The sequence below is a fragment of the Geodermatophilus sp. SYSU D00691 genome (genome assembly GCF_054050275.1).
Genome location: NZ_JBJGYZ010000013.1, coordinates 33,829 through 54,362 on the forward strand (window position 1 = coordinate 33,829; position 20,534 = coordinate 54,362).

Here is a 20,534-nt window from a genome sequence, read left to right on the forward strand (position 1 = left end):
TCGCAGGCGAGAAGAGCTCGTATCGCAAAGAGTGTTGACGCGCCACGGTCGGCAGCCGACCGTCGTGCCGTGGCCTCCGTGGGTGAGCACCGGGCGGTCGGTGTGTACGCCGGGTCCCCCGACCTCGCGGCGTCGGCCGATCGGGCACTGCGGCTGGCCGCGCTGCGCCCCGAGGAGGCCCGCGTCCTCGGCGCAGCGGTGCTCGGCCCCGCCCGGCGGTCGAGGGCCTGGGAGGTGGTCAGCACCGCGGAGCGGGCCGTCGGCGTGGCCGACATGAACCTCAACCGCCTCGACGACGCGATCGGTCATCTGCGAGCTGCCGTGACGGCCGGTAACCGGGCAGGGAGCCGCCGGCGCGTCGGGGAGGCGCGCATGAGCCTGGCTTCCGCACTGGTCCTGCGGGGCAGGCCTGCGCAGGCGTCCCGGACGATCGCGTCCGCCGTCGAGGACCTCGAGGGTCTGCAGGCCGCCCGGGCCGGTGTGCAGCGCGCGGCCATCCTGCAGGAACTAGGGCGCGACGACGCCGCCCTCGATCAGGTGCGCCGCGTCCTGCCCGTGCTGCGGCGGGCCGGCGACGCGGAGTGGGCCGTCCGGGCGCTGTCCAACCGGAGCCTTCTCCACGCGGCCCGGCGGTCCTTCCGTGCGGCGGAGGCGGATCTGCTCGAGGCCCGCCGACTGTGCCTGGAGCACGACCTCGAGCTGCCCGCCGCCATCGCCGAGCAGAACCTCGGCTGCGTCCGCGCGCAGCGCGGCGACGTGCCAGCCGCGCTGCGCTCGTTCGACGCTGCCGAGGAGCGCTATCGCACGTTCGGGCTGGTCGAGCCCTCGCTGCTGGTCGACCGGGCACAGGTGCTGCTCTCGGTCCGCCTGCTCGACGAGGCGAGGGCCGCCGCGGAGGGGGCAGTTGCCGCCTACCGCGAGCAGCACCGCGGCGTCCACCTGCCCGAGGCGCAGCTCCTGGTGTCGACGGTGGCACTGGTGCAGGGGGACACCGGCACTGCTCGGGAGATCGCGGCGGAGGCCCTGCGCGGGTTCCGCAGGCTCGGGCGGCCCGGGTCGGCGGCCCTCGCCCGGTACGCCGGCATCCAGGCCCTGGTCGCCGAGGCCCCGGAGGCCGTGCCGCCGGCCCGGCTCGCCCGGGTGGCCGCAGAGCTGGAGGAAGCCGGCTGGCAGGTGCCCGCCCTGGAGGCTCGCGTCGCGGCCGGCCGGCTGGCGCTGGACGCCGGGAAGACCGCGGCAGCCCGTCGACACCTGGCCGTCGCCAGCGACGCCCGCCGTTCTGGACCCGCGGACGCCCGGTCCCGCGCATGGCTCGCCGAGGCACTCCTGCGCCGGGCCGACGGGCGCCGGGCTGCCGCGCGGGCCGCGCTGCGGGCGGGCCTGCGGATCGTCGAGGACCACCAGGCGACCCTCGGCACCACCGAGCTGCGGGCCCATGTGAGCGTGCACCGTGGGGCGCTCGCCCGCTGCGGGCTCCGCATGGCGCTCGAGGACCGCGACCCACACCGGGCGCTGTGGTGGGCCGAGCGCGGGCGCGCCAGCGCGCTGCAGATCCGGCCCGTCCGCCCGCCGGAGGACCCCGTGCTGGCCCGCGATCTGGCCGACCTGCGCACCACGATGGCCGAGATCGACGAAGCCCGCGCCGAGGGGCAGCCGGACCAGGCGCTGGTCGCCCGCCAGGTCCAGCTCGAGCGCCGCATCCGCGACCGCTGCCGGACGCTCGAGGCCCGCAGCGGTCGACGGCCGCGACCCGGGCGCTCGGTCGAGGAGGTGGTCGACCGGCTCGGAGACGGGGCCCTCGTCGAGTACGTCGAGATCGACGGCGACCTCCATGCCGTGACGGCGGCCGGTGGGCGGGTCCGGCTGCACGGTCTCGGTTCGGCGCGTCCGGTCCGGGAAGCGCTGGCGCACGTCGCGTTCGCGCTGCGCAGACTGGCGGCGCCTCGACCCGGCCCGGACGACGGCCGGTCCGACGCCGCCGCCGCCGTCCTGCGGCGGGCGGCCGGTGGCGTCGACGACCTGCTGCTCCGCCCGCTGCGCGGGGAAGTGGGGGATCGGCCGCTCGTCGTCGTCCCGCCCGGGGCGCTCCAGTCCCTGCCCTGGTCGGCCCTGCCGTCGTGCCAGGGACGCCCGGTCGTGGTCAGCCCGTCCGCGGCGCTGTGGCACCAGGCGGTCTCGCGGCCCTCGCCGCCGGCGGGGTCGCCGGTGGTCGTGGTCGCCGGGCCGGGCTTGCCGGGGGCGACCGCGGAGGCCGCCGCCGTGGCCCGGCTGCATGCCGGGTCCCTCCTCCTGACCGGAGCCGCGGCGACGACGGCGGCAGTGGCCGCGCACCTGGACGGGGCGGGGCTGGTGCACCTCGCCGCGCACGGGAGGCTGCGGTCCGACAACCCCTCGTTCTCCTCACTGGTGCTCGCGGACGGTCCGCTCACCGTCTACGACGTCGAGCGTCTGGCGTCCGCCCCGCACTCCGTCGTGCTGGCCGCGTGCGACACCGGCCGGCCGCACGTCGTCGCCGGTGAGGAGATCCTCGGTTTCGGTGCTGCGCTGCTCGGCGGCGGGACGGCGACCCTGGTGGCCCCGGTGGTGCCGGTGCCCGACGCGGCGACGGCGGCGCTGATGCGCGACTACCACGAGGGTCTCGCCGCCGGGCGCCGGCCGGCCGAGGCGCTGGCCGCCGTCCAGGCGCGGTTCGGGTCCGGGGACCTCCACGGCTGGGCGACCGCCGTCGCATTCGTCTGCCTCGGTGCCGGCTGAGGCGCCGACCGGGCGTCGCGGATCTGGATCGGCGCGCGGCTCGCTGCGCCTCGGCGCGGGTCCGAGCACGCGGCTCGGGCGGCACCTCAGCCCGTCGCCGCGAGAGCTACGCCCGTGGGCCGGACCGTCTGCAGGAACATGTCGAGCACGACGTCGATGACGGATGTCCACTCCGCGACCGCGGCCCGGTGCGCAGTCGTGTCCTCCAGCCGCAGCTGCTGGTGTGCGTGCTCGAGTTCGGCGCACGCGTGCGCGAAGTCGACCGCCAGCTGGTCGACGAGGGTGTCTCGGACGATCGGCACGGCTCCTCCTCCCGTGGTCGGGGTCGACGCAGCGGCACCGTCCCGGGGGCGCACGGCGACGAAGGGGAGAGGCACCGGAACGCCCCCTGATACCGAGCACCGAGGGGGGCGACGACCTGATGGGGACGCCGATGGACCGGTATCTCGGTGGGGACCTGCGGCCTCCGTCCGTCGTCGGCGTCGGATGCGGGAGGCCCCATGACCGCGCAGCAGAGCCAGAACGGGCAGCGCCGGAGTGAAGCCCTACCGAGCGCGGACCTCCTGGTGCGCCGGTGGCAGGCCGACGCCATGGCCGCCTTCCTCGACCCTGCCCTCACCGCTCTCAGGGGCCCGGCGCCGGTGGACGTCGGTACCCTGAGGTCACGGCTGCGCACGCTCGCGCAGGACCGTCCGGCGGAGTGGCCCGACCTCTACGACCGCTATGCGAGAGGTCGGGACGCCCCCGCCCACAGGAACGACCAGGACGCCGGCGGGTGGTACCGCATGGGGCGCTGGCTCAGGCGGCACGTGTGGAACGCGCCCTGGGTGGTCTTCCTGCTGGTGACGGGTCTGGCCATCTGGGCGTACGTGGTCTTCAGGATGAACCCCGGCTGGCAGGAGCCCGTTGCGCTGGCCTTCCTCGTGCTGCTCCTGGCGCTGCTGCCCGGTTTCCTCTACCTGCGGTTCATCCGGTTCCGGATCGGCCCGCTCTGCGACGAGTTCGTCTACAACCTCCACCGGCTCGGGGTGGACGAGACGCGCTTCCTGCCGGAGCCCGCGCGTGCGTCGGCCGTCTGGAGCCGATGGCACGACACCGGCGGACCGTGCTACCGGATCTGGTCGAACATCTACGCCCGGAAGTTCGAGAGCCAGTACGGCCGGTGGCCGAAGTCCGACGGCGACGAGTACCAGGACACCCTCGGCCGGCTGATGTCGGTGTACCTGTGCCTGACCACCCTGGGGCTCGGGTGGGCTTTCGTCGTGTGGACGGCGCCGTTTGCCGACACCCTGCCCCGGCTGGTCGACGCGTTGCGCTACGGCTTCCTCGGGGCGTACTTCTTCCTCCTGTCGCTGCTGATCCGGCGGTACTTCCAGAACGACCTGCGTCCAGGCGCCTATCTGGGCGGCGTCGTCCGGATCGTGACGGTGCTCGTGCTCGTCTCCGGGGTCGACCAGGTCTTCGGCATGGCGGAGGTCCCGGCCGACCGTCCGCATCCGGCGGAGAACGTCACGGCCTTCCTGATCGGCATCTTCCCGACGGTCGGGGTGCAGCTCGTCCGGCGCGCGGTCGGGAAGATCACCGGGCGCTTCCGCGGCGGTCTCGAACCGCCCTTCCCGCTGTCGCAGCTCGACGGCATGGACATCTGGAGCGAGACGCGGCTCGCGGAGATCGGCATCGAGGACGTCCAGCACCTGGCGACCGCGAACCTCGTCGACGTCATCATCGGTTCCAGGCTCCCCACCCAGCGGATCGTCGACTGGGTCGACCAGGCGCTCCTGCTGCTGCGCACCGGGCTGCCGCGCCTCGACAACCTGGCCGCGCGGACCACGTATGCCCAGCTGCGGGCGAACGGGGTCCGGAGCAGCACCGACCTGCTCGAGCTCGTCGCACGCCTGCAGTTGGACCTCCGGCCGGGAGGGGCGTGGCCTCGGGCCGGCTCACCCGCCGGGCGCCTGGACGCCATCCCGTGGTCGGCGTCGGCCGTCCCACGGCAGGTCGACGGCCCGCCGCCGAACCTGGCGTGGCTGGAATCGGTCCCGTTCCTCACCCGGATCGCGATCGCCGCGACGACGCTGCGCCACGAGGCGAACCTGGGACTGATCGAGCACTGGCACCGCACGGCGCCGGAGGCCAGGGCCAGAGCAGGTTGACCGCGAAGCGGTGACGGTCCGCCGTGGTGACCAGCTCCGCGGCGCCGCCTGCTTCCGGCGCCGGCCGCTTCAGGCGTCGAGCAGTGCCCGCACCGCCTGGTGCTCCCGGATCCGGGCGAGCGCCCGCGCCCTCGTCGGGCCGATGCTGCCCACCGGTATGGCCAGCAGGCGGCTGATGTCCTCGTAGGAACGCGGCGGGTCCTCGATGAGCAGCAGGAGGAGGGCCCGCTGCCGCTCGGGGAGCTCGGCGAGGGCGCTGAGGAGGGCCTCGTGCCGCTCCGCCTCGACCAGGTCGCCGGCGATGTCCGGCGCGCCGTCCCCGACCGGCTCCTTCCTCCCCTGGAGGTCGGTGGGGGAGACCAGGCGGTGCTGTCGGAGCACCCGCAGGCACTCGTGCCGACCGGTGGTGATGATCCAGCCCGGCAGCGCCCGCGGGTCCCGGATCTCGCCCAGGTGCTCGACCAGGCGCAGCCACACGGTCTGGACCACGTCCTCGGCGTCACTGCCCTGGAGGCGGTGGCGGCGGACGATCGACAGCACCAGGGGGGTGTACCGGTCGACGAGCCGGTCCCAGGACGACCGATCGCCGTCGAGGGCCCGGGCGACCAACTCGGGGACGCCGTCCTCGTCCGCCTCCAGGTCCACCACCATCCCCTTTCCGGGGAGCGCCACAGCACGGGTCAGCGTAGTGGCCGCCCCGCGGACTTCGAGGCGCATTCGTGTCGCAACTCGGGGCACGGCTCGGCGGACGCCCGGCGAGCCGTATCAACCCGTGCCGTCCTGCCCTCTGGCCCGGTGGAGCTGAGTGTCCGTAGCCGCCCGACGCCCGGAGGAACCGCCATGGAAGCCCCCGTACCAGCCCGCGTGGCCCTGCTCGGCGGGTTCCGGTTGACCGTTGCGGGACAGCGGGTGCCCGACCTGCCCCGGGGCGTGCAGCGGCTGATCGCCTACGTGGGCCTGGCGAACCGGCCCGCGCGCTCGGCCGTCGCCGGGGAGCTGTGGCCCGAGGTGCCGGAGGCGCAGGCCACCGGGAGTCTGCGGTCCGCCCTGTGGCGGGTGCACCGGGTGGCACCACGCCTCATCGAGACGTCCGGCGGCGCGCTGGCCCTCGCCCCGGAGGTGCGGGTCGACGTCCGGGAGACCGTTCGGTGGGCCCGGCTCGCCGTCGATTTGCGAGCGGACGTCCCCGACTCCTGGCCCGCGGACGAGGAGCTCTGCGGCGACCTGCTGCCCGGGTGGTACGACGACTGGGTGCTGGTCGAACGGGAGCGCGTCCGGCAGCTGCACGTGTACGCCCTGGAGGCCGTGGGGGAGAAGCTGGCCGGCGCCGGCCGGTACGGCGAAGCCGTCAACGCGGCCTACACCGCGATCCGCATGGATCCGTTGCGGGAGAGCGCTCACCGCACCCTCGTGCGGATCCACCGCGCGGAAGGCAACCTCGTCGAGGCCTCCCACGCCTACGAGTCGTTCCGCGCACTGCTCCGGGCGGAGATCGGTGCGTCCCCGTCGGCCCGGATGCAGGCTCTGGGGGCGGGGCTGCGCCCGTGCCCGACCCGGTCGACCGTGGTGCCGCTCCGCCCGCCACGGCCCGGAGCCGTGGCTTCCACCGGCCGCGCCGCCCGGATGCGGTGACACCGCTCCGGGGCACCGGCCAGGCGTATCAGCGACGCCAGCCACGCCTCCGCCAGGCATGCAACCACCAGCCCGATCCCGGCCGGCGCCCGGCGAGACGCGTGCACCGCGTCCGGTCGCGGAGGGCCCGGCTGATCCGCGGCGTCCGCGGTCCTACCGCGCCGCGCTGGAAGCCGCCTACTCGCTCGGCCGCGCCGACGGCCGTCTGAGCGCCGATCTGGGACTGCTCGGCACGCCGTCGCCCCTGGATCCGACGTGCCGCGGACGCGATCCGGAGGACTTCGCCCGCTTCCTGTGGGCGCCAGGCCCGGGCGCGCCACCCTCCGGACTCGAGATCAACGCCCCGCTCTGGTACGCACACGGCTTCCGCGACGCCGTCGCAGAGCAGCGGGGGCCGAGTGCGTCGAGGACGGAGATCGGAGATCCCTCCTGCTCCGCCTGACCGAGGGTCCACGGGCACCGACCGCCGTGTCCACGAACACCTCGCTCGTTGAGAAACGGTCCCTCTCAAGGACGAACTGGCCGGCTCAGTGGAATCGGAGGTGGGTGGCATGTCGACCGGGACGACGACTCCTCCCAGCACGCAGGCGAGCTCGCGCTTCCCACTGACCCTTGCCGTGCTGCTGCAGTTGACGTTCGACCTGGACGCCCCCGCCGACCTGCACGTTGCCCACGACTACGCAGGCCCGCTCCCCGAGGACATCACGATCACGGTCGACGCGACCGATCAGGTCGCCGAGTCGAACGAGGAGGACAACGCCGACACGTGCTCAGTGCTCGGTTGAGCTCCCCGCCCGCGTCCTTGAGGTCGTGGACCGCCTGCGCCCCGCCGGCCGACCTCCGTCCCTCGCGGGTCGTCGGTTGGGGCCCCCGAGCGTCGGCACTCCGCCTACGGTGGGTCCGGGCGCACGTCGTGCTGGTCAGCGGCCCGATGCCGATGCCGACGCCGACGCCGACGCCGCCCGGGCGGTGCTCGACGCCGGCGCCACGGTCGCGGTCGCCACCGACTGCGACCCGGGAAGCTGCTTCACCTCGTCCATGCCGTTCTGCATCGCCCTCGCGGTCCGCGAGACGGGCATGACGCCGGCCGAGGCGGTGCACGCGGCGACCGCCGGGGGAGCGGCCGCCCTGCGGCGCGCCGACGTCGGTCGCCGGATCATGTCCGGGGGTGCGAGCGGACCTCGTGCTGCTGGACGCGCCGTCCCACCCCAACGGGCCGCGCTGAGCCGCCGGACCGCAGTGGCAGACCCCTCGCCCAGGAGGGTGATCAGCACTTCTGCGGTCACGGCACCGCACGCACCTGCCCGCACCATGAGCAGTGCGTCGACGGGGGGACGGCATGCGCGGGAGCAGGAACCGGCAGGGGACAGCTGACCGAGCCGCAGCAGTGAACAAGGTGTCGGGATGACCGGCACGCCGGACCTCCCCGCCGCGACGGAGGAGGCAGACCGGGGGACGGGTTCCCCCCGCGTGACGTGGATCTGGCGGGGGGAGCACCTCACCCGCACCGGGCGGCTCCTGATCGCCCTGACGCTGCTGCCCGTGGTCATCCCCGTGCTGTACTCCGCGCTGCGGTGGCTCGACGTCGAGGGACCGTGGGGCCCCTTCACGATCGCCGTGATCCTCCTCGGCATCCCGGCGGGCATCGAGACGTGGCGCTGGACCAGGAGCCCGGAGCGGCGGTAGGAGGAGGCACGTGGCCGGCCCCCTGCTCAGGACGGAGCTCCACGTCCCGCGACGCCGGCCCGCCGCGCTCCCGTCCGCGCGGCGGGACGCCGTCCCGGCCTGACCGCCGCACCGCTCCCGGCCCGGCCGCCTCATCCCGAGGCGGCCGGGCCCTCGCGCGCCGGTCCGGCTAGCCCGGCCAAACGAAGTCCTGCAGGCCGACCAGCTCGAGGACGGGGCGGGCCGCCCCGCCGTGCGGGGCGACGACGGTCAGCCCCTCCGGGGTGATCCCGCAGCCGTCGACGAACTGGTGCAGCGCGCGCACGCCGGCACTGGCCAGGTGGGTGACGTCGGTGAGGTCGAGCTCCAGGGGGAGCGCGCCGGCCCGCGAGGCGCTGCGCAGCGTCGCGGCGAAGCGGTCCGCGGTGGTGATGTCCACGGCGCCGCGCACGGCGACCCGGACGGGGGAGCCGTCGGTGGTCTCCGCCGCGTACTCCGGCTCGACGGGGACGGACGCCGCCGGGCGGCCGGTGCCGGAGGCGAGGACGGCGCGGTGGTGCAGGTCGCGTTCGAGCACGGTCACGGTGCCCTCGTTGCCCCGCTCGATGGTGTGCCGGTCGGTCTGCGTGCTGATGATGGCCAGGCCGCGGCCCCGGTAGCCCGGATCGGGGTCCGGGTCCCGCCACCGCCCCTGGTCGCGCACGGTGCAGCGGAGCCGTCCGGTCCCGCCCAGCTCCGCGTCGACCGAGACCGTGCCGCCGCGGCCGCGGTAGCCGTGCTCGATGCTGTTGCTGACCGCCTCGGTCACCGCCAGCTGCAACCCGCCGACGTCGTCGGCGTCCACGCCCAGCGCGCCCAGCCACCGGCCGACCGCGGTCCGCAGCTCGCGCAGCTCGGCGCCGCTGCGGACCTCCCGGTGCAGCGGTGACGGCGGAGCGGCGCGCAGCTGCGCGGCGAGCACGGTGACGTCGTCGGTGTAGCCGGTCCGGGTGAGCAGCTCCACGCACTGCTGGCAGACCCGGTCGACGGCCGTCTCGGGCGCACCGGCGGGCAGCACCCGGTTCGCGAGCGCCGCGGTGGCGAACCGGCGCAGGTCCTCCAGGCCCGAGGTCGTGCTGCGTCCCGGCCGCTCGACCAGCCCGTCGCTGAACAGCAGGAGCAGTTCTCCCGGCGCGAGGCGGTCGGTGCGCACCACCGGCGCCGCCGCGGCGGTGCCGAGCGGCCCGGAGCCGGTCGGCGGCAGGTAGCGGCCACCCCCGGGCCCGCCCGCGACCAGCGGCGGCGGATGCCCCATCGTGGCGTAGCGCAGTCCTCCGGTGGGCTGGTCGAGCAGCACCAGGCAGACGGTCGCCGCCCGGGCGGCCGGGGACCCGGCGGCGAAGGCGTCGAGGCGGGACAGTGCGGCGTCGAGGTCGGTCGAGGCGTGCAGCAGCTCCCGCAGCACCGCGCGCAGCTGGCCCATCGCGGCCGAGGCCTCGATGCCGTGCCCGACGACGTCGCCGACGACGAGGGCCAACCGGCCGTCGGGCAGCTGCAGCGCGTCGAACCAGTCGCCGCCGGCGGCGTGGTCGGCGGCCGCCACCAGGTAGTGGGCGGCCAGCGAGGTCCGCGGCAGGACCGGCACGTGCGAGGGGAGCAGGGTGCGCTGGAGGGTGACGACGTCGGCCTGCGCGCGCAGGTAGCGCTGCTCGCTCTCCTCCGCCTCGGCCCGGGCCGCCAGCCGGGCCTGCACCATGTCGGTGACCAGGTTCCCGGTGGTGATGACCCCCCGCAGGCTGCCGTCCGCCGCCCGCCACGGCGAGGCGTCGAAGGTGGCGTACACCTCGACCGGCTCCGCGGTCCCCGGCGGCATCATCTGCACCCGCCACTCGCGGGCCTGCGCCGGCGCACCCGAGGCGTACACCCCTTCGACGAGGTCGGCGATGCCCTGCTCGACGAACTCCGGGAGGGCCTCGCGCAGCGGCAGCCCCACGAACTCCCGGCCCGCCACGATCGCCTCGGCGGCCTCGTTGGCGAACACGCAGCACAGCTCGGGGCCCTCGTAGACCGCGATGAACGAGGGGAACTGCCCCAGGACCTCGGCCATCCCGGCGGGATCCAGCTGTCCCGCCGACCAGCCCGCATCCGCGTCCACGCACCGACGGTATTGCGTGCGCCCGACCCGACGTCGCCCTGCCCCGCGCCGGAACCGCAGTCGATCGGCCGATGCGGGGGGCAGCGCACGCCGGTCACCATGCAGGGATCGGTCCACCTGAGGAGGCCTGACCGTGGCCATCGATCCCGCGCCCGCGCCCACGTCGCCGTCCGAGGAGTTCGGAGGGAGGCTCAGGCGCACGGAGGTGCAGCGCGGCCCCTTCTCGTTGCCCGGTCGCGAGATCGTGCAGGTGCTCACCGAGATCCCCGTCGGCGTGGAGTCCGGGTGGCACACCCATCCCGGTGAGGAGGTCGGCTACATCGCGGCGGGCACGGTGGAGATGCAGGTCCGCGGTCGACCCCCGCGGACGCTGCACGCCGGCGAGGGCTTCCTGATCCCTCCCGGGACACCGCACAACGCTCGCGACCTCGGCCCGGGGACGGGTCGGATGCTGTCCACGTACGTCGTCGACCCCGGACAGCCGTTGGTGAGCGCGACGGACTGACGTACCGACGCGAGGAGGCGACAGGTGCCCGACGAGCTGCGCGTGTCGGAGGTCGGCGGAGACGTCCCGTCCGTCGTGGACGCGCTGACCGCGAGCCTGCGTGCCCGCGGGGCGACGCTGTTCGCGACCGTCGACCACGCGGCCGGGGCACGCGCCGCCGGGCTCGAGCTGCCCGACGAGGTGCTCCTGGTGTTCGGCAGCCCCGTGGTCGGGACGGCGCTCATGCAGGCCGATCCCCGGTCCGGTCTGGACCTGCCGCTGCGGATGCTGGTGTGGTCCCAGGACGGCACCACGCGGCTGGCCTACCAGGACCCGGCCGTGCTCGCCGAGCGGTACGCGGTGGGCGCGGAGCATGCCACCCTGGTGCAGCTGCGAAGCCTGCTCGAGCAACTGGTCGACGAGGCCGGCCGGACGCGGTGACCGGACCGCTGGGCCACCAGGTGTCGACCGGGTGACCAGGCGTGCTGGAAGCGGATCCGACGTCTCGAGGAGCTCGATGCCGGTGGACACGATCGACCACGGGAACGGTGGCACGTCCGGGCGGTCGACCGTGCGCTCCTTCACCTACCAGGCGCTGCCCATGCGCGTGGTCTTCGGGCCCGGTTCGGTCTCCCGGCTCGGCCAGGAGGTCGAGGCCCTCGGGCTGACCCGGGTGCTGGTGCTCTGCTCGCCCGAGCAGGAGGACACCGGCCGGGCGGTCGCCGCGGCGCTGGGGGAGCGGGCCGCCGGCGTGCTGCCCGAGGCGCGGATGCACGTGCCGGTCGAGGTGGCCCACCGCGCCCGCGACCTGGCGGCGTCGCTGGGCGCGGACGGGTGCGTGGCCGTCGGCGGCGGCTCGGCGGTCGGGCTGGGCAAGGCGATCGCCCTGGAGCACGGCCTGCCGGTGATCGCCGTCCCGACGACCTACGCCGGCTCGGAGATGACGCCGGTCTGGGGGCTGACCGAGGGCGGGGCCAAGCGCACCGGCCGTGACCTGCGGGTGCTGCCGGTCAGCGTGCTCTATGACCCGGAGCTGACCGTGTCGCTCCCAGCGGCGCTGTCGGCCACGAGCGGGGTCAACGCGATCGCGCACGCGGTCGAGGGGCTGTACGCGCCCGACGCGACGCCGATCGTCTCGCTGATGGCGGAGGAGGGGACCCGCGCGCTGGTCACCGCCCTGCCCCGGGTGGTCGCCGACGGCGCCGACCTCGACGCCCGCGGCGAGGCGCAGTACGGGGCGTGGCTGTGCGGGGCGGTGCTGGCCGCGACCACCATGTCGCTGCACCACAAGCTGTGCCACACCCTGGGCGGCACGCTGGACCTGCCGCACGCGCAGACGCACACCGTCGTCCTGCCGCACGCCCTCGCCTACAACCAGCCGGCCGCCCCCGACGCCGTGGCCGCGCTGTCCCGCGCGCTCGGCGGGGCACCGGACCCGGCCCGGGCGCTGTGGGACCTCGCCGGCCGGCTCGGCGCGCCCCGGTCGCTGGCCGAGCTGGGGATGCAGGAGCGCGACATCCCGCGCATCGCCGACCTCGCCGTCGCGAACCCGTACGCCAACCCGCGCCCGGTGACCCGGGACGGCGTCGAGGCGCTGCTGCGGGCGGCGTGGGCGGGCGAGCCCCCGCCGCCCCTCCCGCGGTAGGCCTCCCCGGCGACATCGGCGGTCTCGCACGCTTTCGGGCGCCAAAGCGTGCGAGACCGCCGATGTCGACGGGAGACGCCCGCCGTCAGGCGGCCAGCACCCCCGTGCGGCGGGCGTCGGCTGAGCCGCCCTCCGGCCCGCCGGACCGGTCGGGGAGGATCGGGGGCAACGCGCTTCCTCCGAGGGGACCTCCCACCATGCCCAAGGCTCTGCTGCTCGAGAACGTCGACCCGGTGGCCGTCGAGCTGCTGTCCGCGGCCGGCTACCAGGTCGAGGCGGTGCGGGGGGCGCTGGACGAGGACGACCTCGTCGCGGCACTCGACGGCATCGAGCTCCTCGGGATCCGGTCGAAGACGCAGGTGACCGCCGAGGTGGTCAAGGCGCGCCCGGAGCTGGCGGCGATCGGGGCGTTCTGCATCGGCACCAACCAGATCGACCTGGTCGCCGCGGCGCAGGCCGGGGTGGCGGTGTTCAACGCGCCGTACTCCAACACCCGCAGCGTGGTGGAGCTGGCGATCGCCGAGATCATCAGCCTGGCCCGGCGGCTGAGCGACCGGGACCGCGCGCTGCACGCCGGCATCTGGGACAAGTCGGCGACCGGCAGCCACGAGATCCGGGGCCGGACGCTGGGCATCGTCGGCTACGGCAACATCGGCAGCCAGCTGTCGGTGCTGGCCGAGGCGCTGGGCATGCGCGTGCTGTTCTACGACCTGGAGGACAAGCTCGCGCTCGGCAACGCCGAGGCGTGCGGCAGCCTCGAGGAGCTGCTCGAGCGCGCGGAGACGGTGACGCTGCACGTCGACGGCCGCGCCGGCAACGCGGGCCTGTTCGGCGCCGAGCAGTTCGCGCGCATGCGGCCGCGCAGCCTGTTCCTCAACCTCTCCCGCGGATTCGTCGTCGACCACGAGGCGCTGCGCGAGCACATCCGCAGCGGCCACCTCGCCGGTGCCGCCGTCGACGTCTTCCCCGACGAGCCCAAGGAGCAGGGCGACCCGTTCGACTCGGTGCTGCGCGGGCTGGACAACGTCATCCTGACCCCGCACGTCGGCGGGTCGACCCAGGAGGCCCAGTACGACATCGGGCGGTTCGTCGCCGGCAAGCTGCTCGACCACAGCCGCACCGGGACGACGACTCTGAGCGTCAACCTGCCCGCGGTGGCGCTGCACGGGGGATCGGCCGCCCGGTTCGCGCTGCTGCACCACAACGTGCCGGGCGTGCTGGCCCGCGCCGATGCGCTGGTGGGCGAGCACGGGCTCAACGTCGACGGGCAGGTCCTCGCCACCCGGGGTCAGCTCGGCTACGTCGTCACCGACGTCAACGGGCCGTTGCCCGACGCCCTGCTCGCCGCGCTCCGGGCGATGCCCGAGACCGTCCGCCTGACGACGTTCCCGGCGCAGGCGCGCTCCCCGGTCGTCTACGGACCCCCGGCGACGTGAGCCACCCGCTCACCCACCAGGCCCCGCCAGTGCGGGTCGTCATCGCCCCGTAGACGAGGTCCTCGGCCGTCGGCTCGGTCACCGGCGATCGCGCTGGCCGTCCTTGCCACGGGGGCTCGCCGGGTGTCCTCTGTTCCCGGGATCCGCCGGACGGGCGGTGCTGCGGCGCCGAAGGCCGTAGGGGGTGGAGGTTGGCACAGCCGGTGCGGGCGCTGATCGCGACCCCGGATCGCCGCGTGCGCGTGTTCGTCTCCTCGACCCTGGAGGAGTTGGCCTCCGAACGAGGGACAGCGCGGGAAGCGATCGAGAGCATCCGGCTCACGCCGGTGATGTTCGAACTCGGCGCGCGGCCGCACCCACCTCGGGAGCTCTACCGGGCCTACCTCGACCAGAGCGACGTGTTCGTCGGGATCTACTGGCAGCGGTACGGCTGGGTCGCGCCGGGGGAGACCGTGTCGGGGCTGGAGGACGAGTACACCCTGTCCGGCAACCGGCCGAAGCTCATCTACGTGAAGGTCCCGGCACCGGACCGGGAGCCTCGCCTGGCCGAGCTGCTGCGCCGCATCCAGGCGGACGACCAGGTCTCGTACAAGAGCTTCGCCGGCGCGGCCGAGCTGGCGGATCTGCTCGCCGACGACCTCGCCGTGCTGCTCACCGAGCGGTTCACCAACGACCGCGCCCCCGTGCCACACGGCCTGCGGCGGGCCGTGCTCCCGTCGCCGCTCACGCCCATGATCGGCCGCGACGCCGACCGAGAGGCGGTGCTGAGCCGCTTCCGCGACGGGGCGCGACTGGTGACCATCACCGGTCCCGGCGGGATCGGCAAGACGAGGCTGGCCCTCGACGTCGCCGCCGCGCTCCGGCCGGCGTTCACCGGCGGGGTGTGGTTCGTGGACCTGGCGTCGGAGAACGACGCGTCGCGCGTGCCCGGGACTCTGGCCGCGGCGCTCGGCATCCGCGCGCCCGGACGTCGACAGGTGCTCGACGTGCTCGCCGACCAGCTGACGGGCCACCGTGTCCTGCTGGTGCTCGACAACTTCGAGCACGTGCTGCCCGCCGCCGCCGACATCGGCCGGCTGCTCAGCTCCGTCCCGGATCTCGCGGTGCTCACGACCAGCCGCACGGTGCTCCGCCTGCGCGGCGAGCAGGAGTGGTTGCTGGCGCCCTTGGCCGTGCCGACGTCCGACGACCCCTCCGGTCCGTCGGGTGCGGCGAGCTCCCCCGCGGTCCAGCTGTTCGCGGCCCGTGCCGCCGAGGCGCACCCGGGGTTCGCGCTGACCCCGGACAACGCAGCCGACGTCGCCGAGATCTGCCGCCGGCTGGACGGCATCCCGCTCGCCATCGAGATCGCCGCCGCCCGGGTGCGCATGCTCCCCCCGTCGGCCCTGGCGGACCGGCTCGGACGCCGGCTGGACCTGGACAGCGGGCTGGTGGACCTGCCGGAGCGGCAGCGCACCCTGCGCTCGACGCTGGACTGGAGCTACCGCCTGCTCGACCCGCCGGCACGGGCGATGCTGGCCCGCCTGTCGGTCTTCGCCGGGGGGTGGACGCTGCCGGCCGCCGAGGCGGTCGGTGCCGGGGACGGCGGGACGCCGTCCCCGGACGTGCTCGCCGTGCTGTCCTCCCTGGTGGACAACAGCCTGGTGACGGTGGACGAGACCGCCTCGTCGGGACCCCGGTTCCGGATGCTGGGGGTGGTCCGCCAGTACGCAGCGGAGCGACTGGACGAGCGGGGAGAGCGCGACGCCGCGTCGGACCGGATGGTCGCCGTCGTCGCGAGCTTCGTCGAGCAGGCGGGCGTCGGGCTGCGGACGGGCTTCCGGCGGTGGGCGTCGCTGGTCGACGACGAGCTGGACAACGTCCGGGTGGTCTGCCAGCGGGCGCTCGCCGCCGGCGACGCCGGCACGCCCTACCGGATCGGCATCCGCCTGGCGTACTGGTTCTGGGCGCGCAGCCTCATGCGTGAGGTGCTGACCCTCGTGGACGCGGTGACGGCTCTGCCCTCGGCGTCCCGGCTCGACGCTCCTGCCCGCGGCCGGCTCCTGTGGGGTCGTGCGACCACCCGCCTCTCCATGGGGCAGCCGGAGGGGGTCGAGGGGCAGCTGGCGGAGGCCCTGCGCATCGCCGAGCGGGCCGGGGACGAGGATCTCGCCATCCGCGCCAGGGTCAGCCTGAGCTACGTCGTCGAGGCCGGCGGGTGGCCGCGCTCGCGCGCCGCGTTGGAGGAGGGCGCCGAGTGGTTCCGGCAGCGCGGCGAGCTGATGAGCGCCGCCTACACCCTCGCCGCTCTCGGGCAGCTCGTCATGCGGTTCGGGGACCTGGCCGCCGTCGCCGGGGCCTACGAGGAGTGCCTCCGGCTCGCCGAGCGGATCGACAACGACCACCTGCAGACGCTGGCCCTCCACCAGCTCGGCTTCGACGCCCTGCTGCACCAGCAGCCGGACCGGGCACGGGCGATGTTCGAGGCGAGCCTGGCGGCGAACACCGAGCTGCTCGACCAGGAGGGGGTCTCCTACTGCCTGGACGGGTTCGCCGCCATCGCGCGGGCGGAGGGCCGGCCGGGAACGGCAGCGCAGCTGTACGCGGCGGCGGAACGGCTGCGCGGCGGCCTCGGCATCAGCGCCTGGCCCGTGCTGCGGCCGCTGCACGCCGAGGGGGTCGAGGCCGTGCGGGCGGCGCTCGGCGCCGATCGGTTCGATCACGAGTGGGCCGCCGGGCTGCAGCTGCGGCCGACGGAAGCGCTGGCGCACGCGCGGGAGGACCGTCCCGACGTCGTCGCGGTCCGGTGAGCCCGGTGGTCCCGCCCGTCCGTTCTCGAGGGAGGCCGCTCCACGCCCCCCGGGCCGGAGGTGGCGGCGCGTGAAGTTCAGGATCCTCGGACCGCTCGAGATCGAGCACGAGGGCCGGCCCCTGGACCTCGGCCGGCCCAAACAGCGTGCGGTGCTCGGCATCCTGCTGCTCCATGCCGACCGGGTGGTCCCCGTCGACCGGCTGATCGAGGACCTGTGGGACGGGCGGCCGCCGCCGCACGCCGGCGCGTCGCTGCAGGCCTACGTGTACAACCTGCGGCGACTCCTGGAACCGGGCCGCGCGCCACGAGCCCCGGCACGGGTCCTGCGCAGCCAGCCGCCCGGGTACCGGCTCGCCGTCGCGGACCAGGACCTGGACGCGGCCCGGTTCCAGGCGCTGGCGGGCGAGGGACACCGGCTGCTGCAGTCGGGGCAGCACGCGCGAGCGGCCGACGTCCTGGCGGAGGGGCTGGGGTTGTGGCGCGGCCCCGTGCTCGCCGACCTGGCTGACGAGCGCTTCGTCGAGGGGGAGCGGAACCGGCTGGAGGACCTGCGGCTCACGGCGCAGGAGGAGCGGATCACCGCCGATCTGGAGCTCGGCCGCCACGCTGCGGTCGCGGCCGAGCTCGAGGCGTTGGTCGCCGCCCACCCGTTCCGGGAGCGACTGCACGGTCTGCGCATGATCGGGTTGTACCGGGCCGGGCGGCAGGCCGAGGCGCTGGGCGCCTACCAGACGGTCTGCCGGCTCCTGCGCGACGAGCTCGGGGTCGATCCCAGCCCGTGGCTCCGGCAGCTGGAGGCCGAGATCCTGCGCCAGGCCCCGGAACTGACCTCGCCGCTCCGGGTCGGCGACACCGACGGCCCGGGTGGCGCCGGGGCGGCCGTGCTCGCCGCGCCGCCGGAGCCGCCTGCCGGGGGACTGGTGGGCCGCGGTGAGGAGCTCGCCGTCATCGGCAGGCTCCTGGCCGGAACCGCGGCCGGCCACGGCCGGGTGCTGCTGGTCGCGGGCGAGCCGGGTGTCGGCAAGACGCGCCTGGCCGAGGAGGCGGCCCGCCTCGCCGCCGCGAGCGGGACGAGGGTCAGCTGGGGACGCTGCTGGGAGGGAGAGGGGGCGCCCGCGCTGTGGCCGTGGGTGCAGGTCCTCCGCGCGCTGCTCGGCGAGCCACCCGGGGACCGGCCGGACGACGGGCCGGCAGCAGCACGGTCGGAGCTCGCGCGCCTCCTCCCGGAACTGGCGGAGGCCCCTCCCGCGTCAGCGGTTCCCGCGGGCTCCGTGGAGGCCACCCGGTTCCGGCTGTACGACGCCGTCACCGGCCTGCTCGAGCGGACCGCCGCCGGACGTCCCCTCCTCGTCGTCCTGGACGACCTCCACTGGTCGGACGTCCCCTCCCTGCAGCTGCTGGTCCTGCTCGCCGGCCGGGTCGCGGGTGCACGGCTCATGGTCCTGGCGACCCACCGCCTCGGCGAGGCGGGCCCGGATGGGTCGTTGGCCGAGGCGCTGGCGGGCCTGGCGCGCCACGGCGCGGAGAGGATGGTCCTGGGCGGACTGGCGGAGTCCGAGGTCGCCGAGTTGATGGCCACCGAGACGGGCGCAGCGCCGGACCGACGGCTGGCGCGCCTGGTGCACGACCGCACGGACGGCAACCCCTTCTTCGTGGTGGAACTGCTGCGGCTGCTCGCCAGCGAGGCGGGGCCGGCCGCCGCAGGGTCCCGGGGCGGCGAGGCGGCGGTCGTCTCGAGCATCCCGGACGGCGTGCGTGACGTCCTCCGCCGCCGCCTGGCCCTCCTGCCGGAGCAGACCAACGCGGTCCTGGTCATCGCCGCCGTCGTCGGCCGCAGCTTCGACCTCGACACCGTCAAGGCGGCCACCGGCCTCGCGGACGAGGAGGCGCTGGAGGCCGTCGAGGCCGCACTGCTCAGCGGGCTCGTGGTGGAGGACCCCGAGACGGTGGACCGCTACCGGTTCGTCCACGCGCTGGTGCGCGAGGCGATCTACGACGACGTCAGCCGGGCTCGGCGTGCGCGGTTGCACGCCCGGGTCGGCGACGCCCTGCTGGCGCGGTTCCGCTCCGACGACCCCGAGCACGCCCTCGAGATCGCGCACCACCGGTGGCTGGCGGCACCGGTCACCGGTCCGCAGGCCGCCCTGCCGTACCTGGTCACCGCCGCGGACGCGGCCGTGCGCGGCCTGGGCCACGAGGAGGCGGAGGTGCAGCTCCGCCGGGCACTGGAGCTCCTCGGCACGACGCCGCCCACCCGCGAACGGGACCGGGCGGAGCTGGACCTGCTGCTCCGGCTGGGCGCCGTGCTCGGCCAGCTCCGCGGCCCGGCAGCGGCCGAGACCGCGACCACCTTCGCCCGGGCGCTCGCGCTCGCCGAGACCATCGCCGACGACGCTGCGGAGTTCGCGGCGCTGCGCGGTCTGCACGAGGCGGTCACCTCCCGGGCGGAGCACGACCGCGCACGGCAGCTGGCCGAGCGGCTGCTGGCGGTGGCCGGGCGCCTGGGACGCCGGGGCTTCCGGGCCGCCGCGCACATGACCCTGGGCCGGACCCTCTACATCCAGGGTGAGTACCACCGGGCCAGGCCACACCTGGAGCGCAGCCTGGAGCTCGCCGAGAGCGACCCCGTCCCGTGGCCGGTGCCCCTCGACGTGACCACGGGGGTCCTGCTCGGGGCGGTGCTGGAGCTGCTGGGACTGGAGGAGGAGTCGGCGGACGCCGTCGACGCCGCGATCCGGCGCAGCCGGTCCCATCCGCCGTTCGTGCAGGGGACCGCGCTGTCGATGGGCTCCCACGTCGCGGTCCTGCACCGCGACGTCGCCCTGGCGAAGGAGCGGGCGACCGAGGCCCTGGAGCTCGCCCGCCGGTGGCACTTCGGGAGCATCGCCGGCTACGCCCGGACCGTGCTGGCCTGGGTGCAGGCGATGGAGGGGGACCCCGCAGGAGCCCTGGTCCCGCTGCGCCAGGGGCTGGAGGACATCGAGGCACGGGGTGCGCAGCTGATGATCCCGATGATGCTCGGCCTGACGGCCGAGGCGGAGCTGCTGGCCGGCCGGCCGCAGGAGGCGCTGCGGCTGGTCGACGACGCGCTGGCACGGGTCGGCCGGACCGGGGAGCGGTTCACCGAGCCGGAGCTGCACCGGTTGCGCGCCCAGGCGCTGCTGGCCCACTCCCCGCCGGCGTCGGCACAGGCAGCCGCCGCCTACCGCACGGCGGTGGAGGTGGCCAGGCGGCACGCGGCGGCGCCGGCCGAGCGCCGCGCCGGCGAGGGGCTGCGTCGGCTGGCCGCCACGGCCGCTCACAGCTCGAGCTCCAGCCGAGCGGGAGGAGCGGCCGGCTGCTGAGCGGAACCCGTGGCGACGAACCCGGCGCTGCTCAGCAGCGCCCTCCCGTCGTTGCCCGCGGGCAGCCGCACGACCACCCGCTGCGCCCCGTCGGCCCGGGCACGGTTGACCAGTTCGTGGAGCAGCCGGTGCCCGTGTCCCCGTCGCCGGACCGCTTCGGCGACCACGAGCGCGTCCAGCTCGACCACTCCGCGACGGACGGGGTGGCACGCCGCCACCGCGAGCAGGTCGGCGTCCTCCGCCGCGCTCAGGTCCCACAGCCCGAACCAGGCCGTGGCGCGGTGTCCCGGCACCGGCGCGCCCGCGGACCCCAGCAGCCGGCGGGCCCGGCCGCGCTCGACCTCCGCCGTCATGCGGCGGAACAGGATCCCGGCCATGCCCACGACCCTGGCGGCACGAACTGGACCTCCTCTGGTCGCCCGTCCCGCCCCGGCGCCGAGTGGCCGTTCAGCGAACGCCGAGACGCTGCCCCCACGGTCGGCCCACCGAAGGAGAG

Annotated in this window: 16 protein-coding genes; 12 read left to right on the plus strand and 4 right to left on the minus strand. The window is 75.4% G+C overall.

Annotated elements, in window-relative coordinates:
* Positions 1–69: 69 nt before the first annotated feature.
* The gene (locus ACI797_RS11740) at positions 70–2,754 is read left to right on the plus strand and encodes a CHAT domain-containing protein (protein ID WP_456858779.1); all 2,685 of its coding nucleotides are present in this window, start codon (positions 70–72) and stop codon (positions 2,752–2,754) included.
* Positions 2,755–2,840: 86 nt separating this feature from the next.
* Here the strand turns inward: ACI797_RS11740 and ACI797_RS11745 are convergent, their stop codons facing one another.
* Positions 2,841–3,056, minus strand: a complete 216-nt coding sequence (locus ACI797_RS11745) for a hypothetical protein (protein ID WP_456858780.1) — start codon at positions 3,054–3,056, stop codon at positions 2,841–2,843.
* Positions 3,057–3,254: 198 nt separating this feature from the next.
* Between ACI797_RS11745 and ACI797_RS11750 the strand changes: the two genes are divergently transcribed.
* Complete coding sequence (locus tag ACI797_RS11750; RefSeq protein ID WP_456858781.1) at positions 3,255–4,907, plus strand: hypothetical protein; 1,653 nt, start codon at positions 3,255–3,257, stop codon at positions 4,905–4,907.
* 69 nt (positions 4,908–4,976) lie between these two features.
* Here ACI797_RS11750 and ACI797_RS11755 read toward each other — a convergent pair whose 3' ends face one another.
* A complete protein-coding gene (locus tag ACI797_RS11755) occupies positions 4,977–5,579 on the minus strand; it encodes an RNA polymerase sigma factor (RefSeq protein ID WP_456858782.1) in 603 nt (200 codons plus the stop codon).
* 168 nt (positions 5,580–5,747) lie between these two features.
* Here ACI797_RS11755 and ACI797_RS11760 point away from each other — a divergent pair, with 168 nt between their 5' ends.
* The 4 genes from ACI797_RS11760 to ACI797_RS11775 all read left to right on the plus strand — a co-directional run bounded on the left by ACI797_RS11760 (position 5,748) and on the right by ACI797_RS11775 (position 8,225).
* Positions 5,748–6,539, plus strand: a complete 792-nt coding sequence (locus tag ACI797_RS11760; RefSeq protein ID WP_456858784.1) for an AfsR/SARP family transcriptional regulator — start codon at positions 5,748–5,750, stop codon at positions 6,537–6,539.
* Between the two features lie 551 nt (positions 6,540–7,090).
* The gene (locus tag ACI797_RS11765) at positions 7,091–7,324 is read left to right on the plus strand and encodes a hypothetical protein (RefSeq protein ID WP_456858785.1); all 234 of its coding nucleotides are present in this window, start codon (positions 7,091–7,093) and stop codon (positions 7,322–7,324) included.
* A 184-nt stretch (positions 7,325–7,508) separates the two neighbouring features.
* Positions 7,509–7,913 carry a hypothetical protein gene (locus ACI797_RS11770; protein ID WP_456858786.1) on the plus strand — a complete coding sequence of 135 codons (405 nt, stop codon included), beginning with the start codon at positions 7,509–7,511 and terminating at the stop codon, positions 7,911–7,913.
* A 30-nt stretch (positions 7,914–7,943) separates the two neighbouring features.
* On the plus strand, positions 7,944–8,225 hold the full coding sequence (locus tag ACI797_RS11775; RefSeq protein WP_456858787.1) for a hypothetical protein: 282 nt from the start codon (positions 7,944–7,946) through the stop codon (positions 8,223–8,225).
* Positions 8,226–8,394: 169 nt separating this feature from the next.
* On the opposite strand, the gene ACI797_RS11780 is transcribed toward ACI797_RS11775, so the two are convergent.
* Entirely contained in the window at positions 8,395–10,338 is a 1,944-nt protein-coding gene (locus ACI797_RS11780) for a SpoIIE family protein phosphatase (protein WP_456858788.1), read from the minus strand.
* A gap of 133 nt (positions 10,339–10,471) precedes the next feature.
* On the opposite strand from ACI797_RS11780, the gene ACI797_RS11785 reads away from it, so the two are divergent.
* From ACI797_RS11785 to ACI797_RS11810, 6 genes are all read left to right on the plus strand, one after another.
* Complete coding sequence (locus ACI797_RS11785) at positions 10,472–10,843, plus strand: cupin domain-containing protein (protein WP_456858789.1); 372 nt, start codon at positions 10,472–10,474, stop codon at positions 10,841–10,843.
* 24 nt (positions 10,844–10,867) lie between these two features.
* On the plus strand, positions 10,868–11,263 hold the full coding sequence (locus ACI797_RS11790) for a DUF302 domain-containing protein (RefSeq protein ID WP_456858791.1): 396 nt from the start codon (positions 10,868–10,870) through the stop codon (positions 11,261–11,263).
* Positions 11,264–11,345: 82 nt separating this feature from the next.
* Entirely contained in the window at positions 11,346–12,467 is a 1,122-nt protein-coding gene (locus ACI797_RS11795) for a maleylacetate reductase (RefSeq protein ID WP_456858792.1), read from the plus strand.
* A 197-nt stretch (positions 12,468–12,664) separates the two neighbouring features.
* Positions 12,665–13,903 (plus strand): phosphoglycerate dehydrogenase, encoded by a 1,239-nt coding sequence (serA, locus tag ACI797_RS11800; RefSeq protein ID WP_456858793.1) that lies wholly within the window; start codon positions 12,665–12,667, stop codon positions 13,901–13,903.
* A 236-nt stretch (positions 13,904–14,139) separates the two neighbouring features.
* The gene (locus ACI797_RS11805; RefSeq protein WP_456858795.1) at positions 14,140–16,692 is read left to right on the plus strand and encodes a DUF4062 domain-containing protein; all 2,553 of its coding nucleotides are present in this window, start codon (positions 14,140–14,142) and stop codon (positions 16,690–16,692) included.
* A 70-nt stretch (positions 16,693–16,762) separates the two neighbouring features.
* On the plus strand, positions 16,763–20,038 hold the full coding sequence (locus ACI797_RS11810; RefSeq protein WP_456858796.1) for a BTAD domain-containing putative transcriptional regulator: 3,276 nt from the start codon (positions 16,763–16,765) through the stop codon (positions 20,036–20,038).
* Here the strand turns inward: ACI797_RS11810 and ACI797_RS11815 are convergent.
* Entirely contained in the window at positions 19,993–20,415 is a 423-nt protein-coding gene (locus ACI797_RS11815) for a GNAT family N-acetyltransferase (RefSeq protein WP_456858797.1), read from the minus strand. The two genes, ACI797_RS11810 and ACI797_RS11815, sit on opposite strands and share 46 nt — an antisense overlap.
* Positions 20,416–20,534: the final 119 nt, after the last annotated feature.

Excerpts from the sequence above, each read along its gene's own strand:
- ACI797_RS11750 (WP_456858781.1), top strand. The coding sequence starts at position 3,255 with ATGACCGCGCAGCAGAGCCAGAACGGGCAGCGCCGGAGTGAAGCCCTA.
- ACI797_RS11760 (WP_456858784.1), top strand. The coding sequence starts at position 5,748 with ATGGAAGCCCCCGTACCAGCCCGCGTGGCCCTGCTCGGCGGGTTCCGG.
- ACI797_RS11765 (WP_456858785.1), top strand. The coding sequence starts at position 7,091 with ATGTCGACCGGGACGACGACTCCTCCCAGCACGCAGGCGAGCTCGCGC.
- ACI797_RS11775 (WP_456858787.1), top strand. The coding sequence starts at position 7,944 with ATGACCGGCACGCCGGACCTCCCCGCCGCGACGGAGGAGGCAGACCGG.
- serA (WP_456858793.1), top strand. The coding sequence starts at position 12,665 with ATGCCCAAGGCTCTGCTGCTCGAGAACGTCGACCCGGTGGCCGTCGAG.
- ACI797_RS11815 (WP_456858797.1), bottom strand. The coding sequence starts at position 20,415 with ATGGCCGGGATCCTGTTCCGCCGCATGACGGCGGAGGTCGAGCGCGGC.